A 14,819-nucleotide genomic window follows, 5' to 3' on the forward strand; every position below is an offset into this window, starting at 1 on the left:
GCGGGGCGCCTGGGGAGTCTCAGCCCCTGCTCAGGAACTCGCTCGCCTCGTCGTCCAGACGACGACGCACCTCCGCGGCGAGGGCGGGATGCCCTCCGAGGTCGGGATCCTCCGCCAGGAGCTCGGATGCCGTCTCGCGCGCCTCGGCGATCAGGTCGCCGTCGCGTGCGACCCGCAGCAGCTTCAACGAGGACCGACCGCCGGACTGCGACGCGCCCAGCACGTCGCCCTCGCGTCGCAGCTCGAGGTCGACCCTGGCCAGCTCGAACCCGTCGACGGTGGCGGCGACGGCCTCGAGCCGCTCCCGCGCCACGCTCCCGGCCTCGGCGTGCGTGACGAGCAGGCACAGGCCGGGCACGCTCCCCCGACCCACTCGGCCCCGCAGCTGGTGCAGCTGCGACACCCCGAATCGGTCGGCGTCGACCACGACCATCGTGCTCGCGTTCGGCACGTCGACGCCCACCTCGATGACAGTGGTCGCGACGAGGACGTCGAGGTCGCCAGCCGCGAAACGGCGCATCGCGTCGTCTTTCTCGTCCGACCCCATGCGCCCGTGCAGGGGCGCGATCCGGGCACCCGCCAGCGCCGAGAGCGCCCGGAGCTCGGCGAGCACCGACGCGACGGATGCCGTGGGCGGCGCGCCCGGCGGCGCGTCGCCGTCGACCGGATCGGCGTCCTCCTCCGCGGCCTTCGGATCGATCGCCGGGCAGACCACGAAGCCCTGCCGGCCCTGTGCGAGCTCCTCGGCGAGCCGCTCCCAGACGCGAGGCCGCCACCCCGGCCGCTCGGCGAGCGGCACGAGGTGGGTCTCGATGCCGGCGCGGCCGGCGGGGAGCGCTCGGATGGTGCTGACGTCGAGGTCGCCGAACACGGTCATCGCGACCGTCCTCGGGATCGGCGTCGCGGTGAGCACGAGGACGTGCGGGTGCCGGCCCTTGAGCCGCAGCGCCTCGCGCTGCTCCACGCCGAACCGGTGCTGCTCGTCGACGACCACGAGCCCGAGGTCGGCGAACATGGTGGCGTCGCCGAGGAGCGCGTGGGTGCCGACGACGATCCGCGACTGGCCGGCCGCCACGCGCAGCGCCGCCCTGCGGCGTTCCGCCGCGCCGAGCTGGCCGGTGACGAGGGTGGGCACGAGCTCCGCCGCGAGCTCGGGGCCGAGCATCCTGGCGATCGAGCGCAGGTGCTGGGCGGCGAGCACCTCGGTCGGCGCCAGCAGTGCCGCCTGGCCGCCGGACTCGGCGACGGCGAGCATCGCGCGCAGCGCGACCACGGTCTTGCCCGACCCGACCTCGCCCTGCACGAGCCGGTTCATGGGAACGGGTGCGGCGAGGTCGGCGAGGATCTCGCCGCCCACCTCGCGCTGGTCATCGGTGAGCGTGAACGGCAGGGACGCCTCGAAGCGCTCGAGCAGACCGCCGGGCTGCGGCTCGCGACGCACCGCCTCATGCGACCGGGCTGCCGCGCGGCGCTCCAGCAGCGCGGTCTGCAGCACGAGCGCCTCGGTGAACCGCAGCGTGCGGCGCGCGCCTCGCCAGTCCTCCTCGTGCTCGGGCCGATGCACGCGCTCGAGCGCGTCGCGGTGCGCGAGCAGTCCTCGGTCTCGCCGGAGCGGATCCGGCAGCGGGTCGTCGACCGGCCCGAGGCCGTCGAGCACGACGCCGATCGCGGTCTGCAACTGCCAGCTCGACAGGCTTCCCGTGGCCGGGTAGATGGGGATCGGCGCGGTCGCCCATCGAACCGCCTCCGCATCGGCGCCAGCGACCTGGGCGTCGTCGTCGAAGAGCTGGTAGTCGGGGTGCGCGAGCTGGCGGGCGCCGCGGTAGTCGGAGACCTTGCCCGCGAACATCCCGCGCGCCCCGGGCTTCAGCTCGCGCGAACGCCAGGCCTGGTTGAAGAAGGTCAGGGTCAGCACGCCCGTGCCGTCGGAGATCTTCGCCTCGAGGATGGACCCGCGGCGCGAGCGCATGCTGCGTTCGCGCACCTCGAGCACCTCGGCGACGATCGTGACGTTCTCCTCGAGGGGCAGCGAGGCCAGCGCGGTCAGCTCGCCCCGGGCCGCGTAGCGGCGCGGGTAGTGGGCGAGCAGGTCGCCGACCGTGGCGTAGCCGAACGCCCGCTGCAGCGCCTGCGCCGTCCGGCCCCCGAGCACGCCGGAGAGCCGGCTGTCGAGGGTCACCGCGCCCTCGACGGCGCGTTCGGCGGTCATCCCTCGATCGTAGGCTCCGCCTCCGTCGCCGGCGGTGCGAGCGCGTCGATCTCCGCGCGCACGTACGGGTCGTCCGGACGGGCGAGGGCGAGCTCGCGCTGGATCTCGAGGGCCTCGTCCGTGCGCCCCAGGGTCCGCAGGGCCCGTCCGACGGACCACCGCGCGACGTGCTGCTGGCCCGGCGTGCCGTACTGGTCGGCGGCGTCGACGGCCTTCCGGAAGTGGTGGAGCGCCGCCTGCGCGTCGCCGCCGTCGTGCTTGGTCCAGCCCAGGTTGTTGTGCAGCGCGACGCCCCAGCGTTTCAGTCGCGCGTCTCGCACGCCGTCGAGGATGTCGAAGCCCTCGGCCGCCCACTCCTCCTCGTGGCCCGTGTCGTTCAGCGCGAGCATGTGCAGCGCGTCGAGGACGAGGAAGGTCGAACCGGCGACCGCGGCCTCGCGGACCGCGCGCGTGAACTCGGGCACCGCCTCGTCGCGTCGCTCCGCCGCGGCGGCGATGCGCCCGCGCTCGAGCGCGATGCGCGCGCGCAGCTCGGCCGCCTCCTCCTCGGACTCCTCGCTCTCCTCGCGCGCCTCGCCCTCGAGATCGTCGAGCACCGCGACCGCGTCCTCCTCGCGGCCCTGCAGGCCGATCGCGCGGGCGAGCTGGGTGGCCATCACGGCCCGCCCGTGCACGCTCAGCGTCTCGTCGGCCGCGGCGGCGCGGAAGCGCTCCTCGCTCACGGCCGGGTCGGCGAAGTCCCACATACGGTCGATGGCCTGCTGCTCGTGCCCCCCGTGGCGGGACGGATCGGCGTGCAGGGCGTCGGTCGAGTCATCCACCCTCCCATCATGGCAGCGTGCGCGGGGTGGCCGTTATGCTCCCGAGACATGACGCGCATCATCGCCGGCTTCGCCGGCTCGCTCACGCTCGCCGTCCCGCGCTCCGGGACGCGCCCGACGAGCGACCGGGTGCGCGAGGCGATCTTCTCCTCGCTGGAAGCCCGCGACGCGGTCGACGGGGCTTCGGTGGTCGACCTCTACGCCGGCTCGGGCGCGCTCGGGCTCGAGGCCGCCAGCCGGGGGGCCGGCGAGGTCGTGCTCGTCGAGAAGGCGCGCCCCGCGGCCGAGGTGTGCCGGCGGAACGCCGCCGCGCTCGCGCGCGCGGCGCGCGGCGGGGCCGCTCCGCGGGTGCGCGTGGAGGCGCGGAGCGTCGCGTCCTACCTCGAGACGGCGTCGCCGGGCGTGGACCTCGCGTTCGTCGATCCCCCGTACGACCTGGGCGAGCCCGAGCTCGCCCGCGACCTCGCCGCGCTCGCGCCGCTCCTGGCTCCGGGAGCGATCGTCGTCGTCGAGCGCAGCAGCCGCTCACCGGAGCCGGGATGGCCCGACGGCATCGGGCCCGACCGTCGCCGCGACTACGGCGAGACCACGCTGTGGTGGGCGTCCGCCGACGAGCCGTCCGATCAGCCCGCCCCGCCGTCCCAGCCCGAGTAGGGGTCCCATCCGCTGGTGTCGACGGGCGCGCCGTCGAGCGTGAGCCGGCCCGCGGCACCGCCGACGGTGCCGATCACCTCGAACGGCGCGGGCGGGACCGTTCCCGGTGGGAAGGTCGCGAGCAGCCCGTGGTCCTCGGCGCCGGCCAGGGCCGTGATCGGGTCCGTGCCGAGCGCCGCGGCCGCGAAGTCGAGCCCGACCGCGCTCGCGTCGGCGAGCCGGCGCGCATCGCGCGCGAGCCCGTCGCTCACGTCGAGCATCGCCGTCGCGCCGGCGTCGGCCGCGAGGACGCCCGCCGACACCGGCGGCCGGGGTGCGAGCTGCGCGCCGACGAGGTCGGGATGCCGTGAACGCACGTGCTCCGCCAGCGCCGCATCGGGCGCGCCCTCCGCGTCGCGCGCGCGTGCGAAGAGCAGGGCGAGGCCGCGGGCGGCGTCGCCCCTGGCGCCCGCGTGCGCGAGCACGTCGCCCGGGCGCGCACCCGAGCGCAGCACCGGCGTGCGTCCCTCGAGGTCGCCGAACGCGGTCACCGCGATCGTGAGCACGGGAGACGCCGAGAGGTCCCCGCCGACGACGCCGGCACCGGGTGCGAGTACCGAGAGCGCGTCACGCAGGCCGTCGGCGATGCCCTCCAGGAGGGAGACCGGGCTCGCGGGCGGCGCGGCGATCGACACGACGAGCGCGGTCGGCCGGGCCCCCATCGCCGCCACGTCGGTCAGGTTGGTCGCCGCGGCCTTCCAGCCGAGGTCGTGCGGTCGCGACCACGCGAGCCGGAAGTCGGGACCGTGCACCATGAGGTCGGTGGTCACGACGTATCGGCCGTCCGGCGCCGCGACCACCGCGGCGTCGTCGCCCGCACCGAGGAGCGCCGCCTCGCCCGGATCGAGCCTCGGCAGGATGCGCCCGAGCACCGCCGCCTCGCCGAGCTCGGAGATCGTCGGGGACCCGTCCCGGGCAGGCTGCTCCATGGCTCCCACGGTAGCCTGATCGGCGATGTCCGCTTCCCGCCCCGGTCGCGCGCCGGTCCCCCGCATCCGCCTCGCCGCCGCGACCCTCGCCGTCGCCGCCTCTTCGTCGCTGCTCACCGCCTGCAGCCAGGCCGTCCCGTTCGACCCGGCGCCCGACGCGGCCGATGCCGACTGCGCCTCCGTGGTGGTGCGGCTGCCCGACGAGGTCGCGGGGCTCGAGCGCCGCGAGACGACCGCTCAGGGGACCGGGGCCTGGGGCTCACCCGCCGCCGTGCTCCTGCGCTGCGGCGTCGAGCCGCCCGGGCCGACGACGTTGCGCTGCGTGAGCGTGGACGACGTCGACTGGATCATCGACGAGTCCGATGCGCCTCGCTACCGGTTCATCACGTACGGGCGCACCCCGGCGGTCGAGGTCCTCGTCGACAACGACGCCGTCGCGGGCAGCACGGCCGTCGCCGACCTCTCCGGCGCGGTCGCCGCGATCCCCGCCGACGGCGGGTGCACCGACCTGGAGGACCCGGGCGGGCTCACCGAGGACGGCTGAGCGTCGGCGCCGGCCCTGTCGCCGAGGGCCGGGCGCCGACGCACGCGCTCAGCGGGCGCCGCGCGCGACCCCGAGGTCGATCAGCTCCGAGATCAGGTCGGGGTAGCTGAGGCCGGAGTTCATCCAGCACGTGGGGAACATCGAGATCGGCGTGAAGCCGGGGAGGGTGTTCACCTCGTTGACGACGAATCCGCCGCCGTCGAAGAAGACGTCAACGCGGGCGAGGCCCTCGCCCCCGAGCGCCGCGAACGCGCGCTGGGCCACGCGCTCGAGCTCCGCGCTCTCGCCGTCGCCGAGCTCGGCGGGGCACACGAGCTCGACCCCGGGGGCATCGAGGTACTTGCCGTCGAAGTCGTAGAAGTCGCGGTCGTGCAGCACGATCTCGCCGGCGACACTCACGCGCGCCGGTCCGCCGTCGCGCGACTCGAGCACGCCGCACTCGATCTCGCGTCCGGCGACCGCCGACTCGACGAGCACCGTGCGGTCCTCGGCGAACGCGACCTCGAGGGCCTCGCCGAGCTCGCTCCAGTCGGCGACGCGGCTCACGCCCACCGACGAACCGCCGCGGGCCGGCTTGACGAAGGCCGGCAGTCCGAGGCTGCGAACCCGCCGATCCCACAGCTCGCGGTCACGATCCCACTCCGCCCGCGTGAGCGTCACCCACGGCGCGACGGCGATCCCGGCACCCTCGAGGACGGTCTTCGTGACGTGCTTGTCCATGCCCATGGCCGAGGCCAGCACGCCGTTGCCGACGTACGGCAGGCCGATGAGCTCGAAGAGCCCCTGGACGGTGCCGTCCTCGCCGAACCGGCCGTGCAGGATCGGGAAGACGACGTCGACGTCGCCCAGCGAGGACGTCTCGCCGCTCGCCGTGACCACCTTCAGCTCGCGCGACGCCGACGAGTCCGGCCACTGCACGCGGGTGCCGTTGTCGTGGACCTCGGGGAGGTGCTCCGGGTCGAGCGCGAAGCGCTGCGGGTCGTCGGCCTCGAGGACGAACGCGCCCTCCCGGGTGATCCCGACCGGGACCACGTCGAACCGGTCACGGTCGATCGCCCGCAGCACTCCCCCCGCTGTTGCGCAGCTGATCGAATGCTCGCTTGAACGCCCGCCGAAGAGCAGAACCACCCTGAGCTTGTCCATCCATCGTCCTTTCGCCCTGGGGCTCGTCATCGGTCGTGAGGTGTGGCGCGATGTCCTTCGGGGCGAGCGTGCCGGCCAGCACCTGGCGGACCTGCTCGACGATGGGCATGTCGACGCCCTTGGCGCGCGCGAGCTCGAGGATCGGCCCGACGGACGCGAGGCCCTCGGTGGTCTGCTGCATCTGGTCGACCACCTCGGGGAGCTTGTAGCCCTGGCCGAGCAGGCGCCCCGCGGTGTTGTTGCGCGAGAGCGGCGACTGGCACGTCGCGATGAGGTCGCCGAGCCCCGCGAGACCGGAGAGCGTGTCGCGGTGCGCCCCGTAGGCGACGGCGAAGTCCGTCATCTCGACGAGGCCGCGGGTGATGATCGACGCCTTGGTGTTCTCGCCGTAGCCCGCGCCGTCGACGATGCCGATCGCGACGGCGATGAGGTTCTTCAGCACGCCGCCGAACTCGGTGCCGATCACGTCGGTGTTGACGAACGAGTGGAAGTACCGGTTGCGCGAGACGGAGGCGACGGCCTGGGCCGTCTCGAGGCTCGTCGACGACACGACGGCCGCGGTCGGCTGCTCCCGGGCGATCTCGAGCGCGAGGTTCGGGCCCGAGATCACCGCGATGTTCGACTCGGCGACCGGCAGCACCTCGGCGATGACCTCGCTCATGCGGTGCCCGGTGGACTTCTCGACGCCCTTCATGAGCGACACGATCGTGGCCTGCGCGTGCAGGTGGGGCTCGGCGGCGATCAGGTTGTCGCGGAGCGTCTGGCTCGGCACGCACACGAACACCTGCTCGGCGCCCGCGAGGGCGAGGTCGAGGCGGCTCGTCGCGCGAAGGGCGAGCGGCAGGTTGACGCCCGGGAGGTAGTCGCTGTTGCGCTTGCCCTCCTGGATCTCCCTCGCGAGCTCCGGGCGACGCGCCCACAGCACCACGTCGGCCCCGCCATCCGCGAGGATCTTCGCGAACGTCGTGCCCCAGCTGCCGGCACCGAGCACGGCGACGCGCTTTCCAGGCGCGCGTCGTGCCGACGCCCTAGCCATCGAGGCGCCCCGTCTCCTTCTGGCCGTGCGCGGTCGGGTCCCACCGCTCGGCGGGAGGCTGCTCGCCCCGGAGCTCGCCGACCAGCCCGGCGATGGCGTTCATGAGGTCGTTCGTCGCGGCGCTCAGCGTCGCGGGGTCGAGCGGCCGACCGTGGTACGCGGACAGGTCGAGCGGCTCGCCGATGACGACGTCGACGGTCTTCCGCGGGAAGAAGCTGACCTTCTTGCCGTACCGCGGCATGATCGCCTGGGTGCCCCAATGCGCGGCGGGGATGAGCGGGATGTCGTGCTCGAGCGCGAGGCGCACGGCGCCGGTCTTGCCGCGCATGGGCCACAGGTCGGGGTCGCGGGTCAGCGAACCCTCGGGGTAGACGATCACCATCCGGCCCTTCTCGACCAGCTCCTCGGCCGCCCGCATCGCCGCGTGGCTGCGGCTGCCGGCACGTTCGACCGGGATCTGGCCGGACGTGCGCAGGAACCACCCGAGCACGGGGTTCTTGAACAGCGACGCCTTCGCCATGAACCGCGGGAGCCGGCCCAGGTGCCATGAGGCGACGCCCATGACCAGGGGGTCGATCTCGCTGTAGTGGTTCGGGGACATCACGAAGGCGCCGGCCTGCGGCATCCGCTCCGGGTGGTGGAAGCGGTACTTCACGCCCAGGCTCCACAGCGGGAGGATCAGGACGGCGAGCAGCCAGAAGAAGGACGGGCGGCGCTTCTCGGCACCGGGCTTCACGTCGGGCACGGTGGATGGGTCACGTCGGGGCACTGACCCATTATCCTTCGAGCGTGAAGTCCGCTCCGAGCAGCTCCAGCTTGGTGATGAAGTTCTCGTAGCCTCGCGCGATGATGCCGACGTTGGAGACGGTCGAGCGACCCTCCGCGGTCAGGGCCGCGATCAGGTGGCTGAACCCGCCGCGCAGGTCGGGCACCTCGATGTCGGCGCCGCGCAGCTGCGTGGGGCCGGAGATGACCGCGGAGTGCTTGAAGTTGCGCTGGCCGAATCGGCACGGGCGACCGCCGAGGCACTCCTTGTGCACCTCGATGGACGCGCCCATCTCGACCAGCGCGTCGACGAAGCCGAACCGCTGCTCGTACACGGTCTCGTGCACGATCGAGACGCCCTTGGCCTTGGTCAGCGCGACCACCAGCGGCTGCTGCCAGTCCGTCATGAAGCCCGGGTGCACGTCGGTCTCGATGATGACGGGCTTCAGGTCTCCACCCGGGTGGTAGAACCGGATGCCGTCGTCCTGGATCTCGAACGCGCCGCCGACCTTGCGGAAGACGTTGAGGAACGTGAGCATCTCGGGCTGCCGGGCTCCGCCGACGAAGATGTCGCCGTTCGTCGCCAGTGCGGCCGCAGCCCAGCTCGCGGCCTCGTTGCGGTCGAAGAGGGCCCGGTGCGAGTAGCCGTGGAGCTGGTCGACGCCCTCGATGCGGATCACGCGGTCGGTGTCGACCGAGATGATGGCACCCATCTTCTGCAGGATGTTGATGAGGTCCATGATCTCGGGCTCGATCGCCGCGCCCGAGAGCTCGGTGATCCCCTCGGCCAGCACGGCGGTGAGCAGCACCTGCTCGGTCGCGCCGACGCTCGGGTAGGGCAGCGAGACCTTCGCGCCCTTCAGGCCCGTCGGCGCCGACATCCGGATGCCGCTCGGGAGCTTCTCGATGATGGCGCCGAAGTTGCGCAGCACCTCGAGGTGGTAGTCGATCGGACGGTCGCCGATCCGGCATCCGCCGAGGTCGGGGATGAACGCCTCGCCCAAGCGGTGCAGCAGCGGCCCGCAGAACAGGATCGGGATGCGGCTGGAGCCCGCGTGGGCGTCGATGTCGGCCATATGGGCGGACTCGACCGCAGACGGGTCGAGCACCAGCTCGTCGGGCTGCTCGCCCGCGGTGACGCTGACGCCGTGTACCTCGAGCAGGCCGCGCACGATGCGCACGTCGCTGATGTTGGGCACGTCCTTCAGCACGCTGGGCGTGTCGCCGAGGATCGCCGCGACCATCGCCTTCGTGACGAGGTTCTTGGCGCCCTTGAGCTCGATGCGACCACGCAACGGCTTGCCGCCGTCGATCGTGATCCGGTCGACCTCGAGGCCGACCGCCGTGCCGTGCTGCTTCGCGTCATCCACGAGTGTGTTCACTCAGTTCCCTGTCTCTGCCTGCTCCCGGATCGGAAGCGTCGTCGGCCGCCATGCGGCCCGAGTCGTCTCGAACTCGGAGATGGCCTGCTCGTCCCGGAGGGTGAGGCCGATGTCGTCGAGCCCTTCGAGCAGCCTCCACCGAGTGTAGTCATCGATATCGAAGGCGACTGTGAGCGAGCCGACGCTCACCGTACGCTCAACCAGATCGACGCTCGCCGCTATTCCCGGCGTCGCCTCGATCGCCTCCCACAGCCGCTCGATGTCCTCGTAGGCGACGAGCGCGGTGAGAAGGCCCTGCTTGCCCGCGTTCCCGCGGAAGATGTCGCCGAACCGGCTCGAGATCACGACCTTGAACCCGTAGTCGCGCAGCGCCCACACGGCGTGCTCGCGGCTCGAGCCCGTGCCGAAGTCGGGACCGGCGATGAGCACCGACGCCCCCTCGTGCGCGGGGTGGTTGAGGACGAACTCCGGGTCCTGGCGCCAGGCGTGGAAGAGCGCGTCGTGGAAGCCGGTCTTGGTCACGCGCTTGAGGAAGACCGCGGGGATGATCTGGTCGGTGTCGACGTTGGAGCGTCGCAGCGGGACCGCGACGCCCTCGTGGGTGCTGAACTTCTCCATGCTCACTCGCCGCCCTTCGCGCCCGCGCCGACCGGTTCGGTCGCATCGTCCCGATCGAGGTCCCACGGGCTCGAGAGGGTCCCGCGCACCGCGGTCGCCGCCGCCACGAGCGGCGAGACGAGGTGCGTGCGTCCGCCCTTCCCCTGCCGGCCCTCGAAGTTGCGGTTCGAGGTCGACGCGCAGCGCTCCCCCGGAGCCAGCTGGTCGGGGTTCATGCCGAGGCACATCGAGCAGCCCGCGAAGCGCCACTCGGCACCGAACGCCTCGAACACCTTGTCGAGTCCCTCGGCCTCGGCCTCGAGGCGGACGCGGGCCGAGCCCGGGACGACCATGACGCGGACGTGGTCGGCCTTGGTGCGGCCCTCGATGATCGAGGCGAACGCCCGGAGGTCCTCGATGCGGCTGTTCGTGCACGAGCCCATGAAGACCGCGTCGACCGGGATCTCCTTCATCGGCGTTCCCGGCTCGAGGTCCATGTACTCGAGCGCCCGCTCGGCGGCGGCGCGCTCGTGCTGGTCCTCGATCGACGCCGGGTCGGGCACCGACTCGCTGAGCGAGACACCCTGGCCCGGGTTGGTCCCCCAGGTGACGAACGGCTCGAGCTCGTCGGCGTCGATGACGACCTCGGCGTCGAACGCGGCGCCCTCGTCGGTCGGGAGCGTCTTCCAGTACTCGACGGCCGCATCCCAGTCCTCGCCCACGGGTGCGTGCGCGCGACCCCGGAGGTAGGCGAACGTCGTCTCGTCGGGCGCGACCATGCCCGCACGGGCGCCCGCCTCGATCGACATGTTGCAGATCGTCATGCGGCCGTCCATGGAGAGCGAGCGGATGGCGCTGCCGCGGTACTCGAGCACGTAGCCCTGGCCGCCGCCCGTGCCGATCTTCGCGATCACGGCGAGGATGATGTCCTTGGCGGTGACGCCGGGGCGCAGTTCGCCCTCGACGGTGATCGCCATGGTCTTGAACGGCTTCAGCGGAAGCGTCTGCGTGGCCAGCACGTGCTCGACCTCGCTCGTGCCGATGCCGAAGGCCATCGCGCCGAAGGCGCCGTGCGTGGAGGTGTGGCTGTCGCCGCAGACCACGGTGATGCCGGGCTGGGTGAGCCCGAGCTGCGGGCCCACGACGTGGACGATGCCCTGTTCCTTGTCGCCCAGCGAGTGGATGCGGATGCCGAACTCCTCGGCGTTGCGACGCAGCGTCTCGATCTGGGTGCGACTGGTCGGGTCGGCGATCGGCTTGTCGATGTCGAGGGTCGGGGTGTTGTGGTCCTCGGTCGCGATCGTCAGGTCGGGACGCCGGACCGGGCGACCCGCCAACCGGAGGCCGTCGAAGGCCTGCGGGCTCGTGACCTCGTGCACGAGGTGCAGGTCGATGTAGATGAGGTCGGGGGTTCCCCCGTCACCCTGCTTGACCAGGTGCGCCTCCCAGACCTTCTCGGCCAGGGTGCGCGGGTGGGCGGGCGGGTTCGGGTGCTGCTCGGTCGCTTCCGCGGTCATTGATGCGTTTCTTCCTCGAGACGGGTATGGCGGCCGACGACGGACTCCGCGACGGGGAAGGCCGTCAGAACGAGGCCCCGTCGCGGCGGAGAAGAAGGCGCCGGCCGCTGAGCACGTGGCAAGGCTACCATCCCGCTCCGGACCCCCAGCGCGGATGACGCGTGCCCTCGGGCCCGCCTCAGGCCGGGTCGCCGAGGCGCTCGGCGAGGAATGCGACGTCGCCGAGGAGGACGACCGCGTCGGGCGGGACCTCGGTCGGCACGCCGGGCTCGAGGTCGAGCGGATCGGCCCCGTCGGGCCACACGCGGACGCCGTTCGTCGAATCGAGGTCGGTGGCGAGCAGGCGCCCCTCCGACGCGTCGAGCAGGGCGTGGGTCTTCGACATCGACCGCGACGGGTCGGCGACCGGGACGGGGACGACGTCGGGGAGCCAGGTCGGCGGCCTGGGGTCGCGGCCCGCGACGACGCGTCCGGCGACCGTGAAGGCGACCCCGTCGGCCGTGCGCAACCGCCACCCGGCCGCGGGCGAGTCGGAACCCGACGACGGGTTCCGCGAACGGTCGGCGTCGTCCGGGTCGGTCATGCCGACACCCTAGCGCGCGCCCAGCGCCGCACCGATCGGTGCGGCGCAGATCAGCGCACCTCCGTGGCGCACGCCGTGACCGGATCGGACGTGCGGCCGTCCCGATCGACGCGCACCTCGATGCAGACGCTCCGCCCGGCCGGGATGCGATCGACGAGGATGTCCGGCCCGTCGGCGAAGGTGCTGGGACCCGGATCGTCGACCAGGTGCCATCGGTAGCGGTCACCGACCCGGGCGTCGTCGTGGTCGACCTCGAACACGACCCGGCCGTTGGAGATCGTGCCGGGCTGCACCCGCGGGGCGGGCACGACCGAGACGATGTCACCCGAGCTCGCACCGGGCGAGGACCAGGCGAGCACCGGGGCGGCGAGGGCGCCGCTGTGGAGGATCGCCGCAGCCGCGGCCGCGACGATGAGCAGGACCGCCGCGCCGATCGAGAGCGCGGCGACCAGGCCCGCACGCGCCCGAGGAGGGCGCACCGGCACGACGCGCTCGACACCCTCGACGCCCGTCCGCCGGGGCACCGCCGGCCTGGCGTCGGCCGGCGGCACCGCGGCCGGCGGCCTCGTGCCGTCGTCCGGCGAGGCGGGTGGCGGAGCCGCGGTGTCGTGCGGCGCGTTCGTGGTGGGATCGGGGGTCTCGTCGTCCTCGGCGGCGGGTCCGGCGGGTTGCGCCGCCGCCACCGCTCCGGAGACGTCCGTCGCGTCCGGCCCCGCCGACACGGCGTTCCTCTCCGGCGCGGCCACGTCGAGCGTCGTGACCTCGAACCCGCACTCGGCCTGCACGCGCTGCAGGGCGCGCCCGAAGTCCTCCGCGCTCCGGTACCGGTCGTCCGGGCGGATCGCCATGGCCCTGGCGAGCACGTCCGGAAGGCCCGCAGGGAGGTCGTCGCGGTCGATGGGAGTGATCAGGCCCGCCCGGATGCGGCCGACCAGGTCACTCGGGCCGTTCGGTTCGCCGGGCACCTCGAACGGGCTCCGTCCGGCGAGCAGCGTGTGCAGCGTCGCCGCGAGCGAGAAGACGTCGCTGCGCGCATCCATGGCGCTCGGCTCCGACCGGAACGCCTCCGGGGGCGACCAGGGCACGCTCACGCCCACGTCGTCGTCGTCCCATCCGGTCGCGGCGTCCGGCTCGTCGTCGAGACGCCCGAACCGGAGGGTCCTGGGCGCGCCGCCGGCCGCCGCATCGGGACCGGTCGAGAGGCCGAAGTCGGTCAGCACGGGCCAGCCGTACACGTTCGTGAGCACGTTGGCCGGCTTGAGGTCGCGGTGCAGGATGCCGGCCGCGTGAGCGGTCGCGAGGGCGTCGGCGAGCCGGACGCCGGTGCGCAGCGCCTCCTCGATGCCGAACGGGCGATCCCGGCACCGCTCGGACAGGCTCGGACCCGGGCAGTGCTCCATGGCGAGGTACGGTCGGCCGTCGGCGGTCTCGCCGGCCTGCAGCACGGTCACCACGAACGGGTGCGCCGAGAGCCGTGCCATGTGGTTCGCCTCGGCGGCGAACCGGGCCCGCGCCGCCTGGTCGGCGCCGGCCGGGGCGTCGTCGCCGCGATCGGATCCGACGCCGCGGCGGAGCACCTTGACCGCGATCAGACGCGACGGCAGCTCCTGCTGGTACAGGTGCACGTCGGACGACCCACCGGAGCCGAGGAGGCCGAGGTGGGTGCTGCCTGGCAGGATCGGCGGCTCCGCGTCGCCCGGCTGCATCATCGCACCGCCCGTCGACGACGTCGCCGGCCCGGATCAGTCGACGGCACCCGCACCGCCGCTCCCCGCCGCACCGTTCGCGGACCCACCCGCATCGCCGTCGGCGCCGGGGAGCTCGGACTCGACGACGATGGCGGTGACGTTGTCGCGCGCCTCGCCGGCGAGGGCCGCGTCGACCAGGTCGCCCGCGAGCCCGGCGTCGTGCGCCGGATGCGCGGCGAGGATCCCGGCGATCTCGGCGTCGTCGAGTTCCTTCGACAGCCCGTCGGAGCAGACGAGGAAGACCTGCCGGCCGGAGGCCGGGATGAGCCAGACGTCGGGCTCGACGTGCGCATCGGCGCCCATCGCACGGGTGATCACGTTCCGATCCGGGTGCCGTTCGGCCTCGTCCGCACCGATGACGCCGGCGTCGACCAGTTCCTGCACGGCGGAATGGTCCGTCGTCACCTGATGGAGCCGGCTGCCGTCCCAGGCGTAGACCCGGGAGTCGCCGACGTTGAAGACCATCCAGTGCACCCCGCGACCGTCGCCCGCATCGACCAGCGCAAGTCCGGCGATCGTGGTGCCGGCCACGGCCGTGCCCTCGTCGCCCTCGTCGGACAGGCCGCGCACCGCATCGTTCGACGTGTGGATCGCGTCGAGGACGCGCTCGGGGGTGGACGGGACGTCCGGGTCGAGGTGCCGGCGGAACGTTTCGACGACGGCCCGACTCGCGGCATCGCCGCGCGCATGCCCGCCCATGCCGTCGGCCACGAGGTAGACCGGGGGCTGCGCGAGCAGCGAATCCTCGTTGACCGTGCGGACGTTTCCGACGTGGGTGCGCGCGCTGTGCTCGATCCGCGCCGAACCGGCCTCGGTGGGCACGACCTCGCTGCCGTCAGTCGTCACGGTCTT

14 protein-coding genes are annotated in these 14,819 nt (G+C 73.2%); 2 read left to right on the top strand and 12 right to left on the bottom strand.

Annotated features, from left to right (window positions below; translation table 11 throughout):
- Nucleotides 1-19 precede the first annotated feature (19 nt).
- Nucleotides 20-2,209: an ATP-dependent DNA helicase RecG gene (locus ABME01_RS09950; protein WP_353828248.1), complete on the bottom strand. Its 2,190-nt coding sequence runs from the start codon at nucleotides 2,207-2,209 to the stop codon at nucleotides 20-22.
- Nucleotides 2,206-3,030, bottom strand: coding sequence for a hypothetical protein (locus ABME01_RS09955; RefSeq protein WP_353828249.1), 825 nt, complete (start codon nucleotides 3,028-3,030; stop codon nucleotides 2,206-2,208). Before ABME01_RS09955 ends, ABME01_RS09950 begins: the two co-directional genes overlap by 4 nt.
- Nucleotides 3,031-3,078: 48 nt before the next feature.
- On the opposite strand from ABME01_RS09955, the gene ABME01_RS09960 reads away from it, so the two are divergent.
- Nucleotides 3,079-3,684 carry an RsmD family RNA methyltransferase gene (locus tag ABME01_RS09960; RefSeq protein WP_353828250.1) on the top strand — a complete coding sequence of 202 codons (606 nt, stop codon included), beginning with the start codon at nucleotides 3,079-3,081 and terminating at the stop codon, nucleotides 3,682-3,684.
- On the opposite strand, the gene thiL is transcribed toward ABME01_RS09960, so the two are convergent.
- Nucleotides 3,654-4,652: a thiamine-phosphate kinase gene (gene thiL, locus ABME01_RS09965; RefSeq protein ID WP_353828251.1), complete on the bottom strand. Its 999-nt coding sequence runs from the start codon at nucleotides 4,650-4,652 to the stop codon at nucleotides 3,654-3,656. The genes ABME01_RS09960 and thiL overlap by 31 nt on opposite strands.
- 25 nt (nucleotides 4,653-4,677) lie before the next feature.
- Between thiL and ABME01_RS09970 the strand changes: the two genes are divergently transcribed.
- Nucleotides 4,678-5,196: a DUF3515 domain-containing protein gene (locus tag ABME01_RS09970; protein ID WP_353828252.1), complete on the top strand. Its 519-nt coding sequence runs from the start codon at nucleotides 4,678-4,680 to the stop codon at nucleotides 5,194-5,196.
- A gap of 48 nt (nucleotides 5,197-5,244) precedes the next feature.
- On the opposite strand, the gene ABME01_RS09975 is transcribed toward ABME01_RS09970, so the two are convergent.
- The 9 genes from ABME01_RS09975 to ABME01_RS10015 form a co-directional block, all read right to left on the bottom strand.
- A complete protein-coding gene (locus ABME01_RS09975) occupies nucleotides 5,245-6,339 on the bottom strand; it encodes a D-alanine--D-alanine ligase family protein (protein WP_353828253.1) in 1,095 nt (364 codons plus the stop codon).
- A complete protein-coding gene (locus tag ABME01_RS09980) occupies nucleotides 6,239-7,375 on the bottom strand; it encodes an NAD(P)H-dependent glycerol-3-phosphate dehydrogenase (protein WP_353828254.1) in 1,137 nt (378 codons plus the stop codon). Before ABME01_RS09980 ends, ABME01_RS09975 begins: the two co-directional genes overlap by 101 nt.
- Nucleotides 7,368-8,144: a lysophospholipid acyltransferase family protein gene (locus ABME01_RS09985; RefSeq protein WP_353828255.1), complete on the bottom strand. Its 777-nt coding sequence runs from the start codon at nucleotides 8,142-8,144 to the stop codon at nucleotides 7,368-7,370. Before ABME01_RS09985 ends, ABME01_RS09980 begins: the two co-directional genes overlap by 8 nt.
- A 7-nt stretch (nucleotides 8,145-8,151) precedes the next feature.
- Nucleotides 8,152-9,522, bottom strand: a complete 1,371-nt coding sequence (murA, locus tag ABME01_RS09990; protein ID WP_353828256.1) for a UDP-N-acetylglucosamine 1-carboxyvinyltransferase — start codon at nucleotides 9,520-9,522, stop codon at nucleotides 8,152-8,154.
- On the bottom strand, nucleotides 9,523-10,140 hold the full coding sequence (gene leuD, locus ABME01_RS09995) for a 3-isopropylmalate dehydratase small subunit (RefSeq protein WP_353828300.1): 618 nt from the start codon (nucleotides 10,138-10,140) through the stop codon (nucleotides 9,523-9,525).
- Nucleotides 10,141-10,142: 2 nt separating this feature from the next.
- The gene (gene leuC, locus ABME01_RS10000; RefSeq protein ID WP_353828257.1) at nucleotides 10,143-11,636 is read right to left on the bottom strand and encodes a 3-isopropylmalate dehydratase large subunit; all 1,494 of its coding nucleotides are present in this window, start codon (nucleotides 11,634-11,636) and stop codon (nucleotides 10,143-10,145) included.
- A gap of 178 nt (nucleotides 11,637-11,814) precedes the next feature.
- A complete protein-coding gene (locus tag ABME01_RS10005; protein ID WP_353828258.1) occupies nucleotides 11,815-12,219 on the bottom strand; it encodes an FHA domain-containing protein in 405 nt (134 codons plus the stop codon).
- Between the two features lie 50 nt (nucleotides 12,220-12,269).
- On the bottom strand, nucleotides 12,270-13,928 hold the full coding sequence (locus ABME01_RS10010; RefSeq protein ID WP_353828259.1) for a serine/threonine-protein kinase: 1,659 nt from the start codon (nucleotides 13,926-13,928) through the stop codon (nucleotides 12,270-12,272).
- A 33-nt stretch (nucleotides 13,929-13,961) separates the two neighbouring features.
- Nucleotides 13,962-14,813, bottom strand: a complete 852-nt coding sequence (locus ABME01_RS10015) for a PP2C family protein-serine/threonine phosphatase (RefSeq protein ID WP_353828260.1) — start codon at nucleotides 14,811-14,813, stop codon at nucleotides 13,962-13,964.
- Nucleotides 14,814-14,819: the final 6 nt, after the last annotated feature.

Origin of the sequence: Agromyces litoreus, from assembly GCF_040496015.1 — a bacterium.
Classification (GTDB): domain Bacteria; phylum Actinomycetota; class Actinomycetes; order Actinomycetales; family Microbacteriaceae; genus Agromyces; species Agromyces litoreus.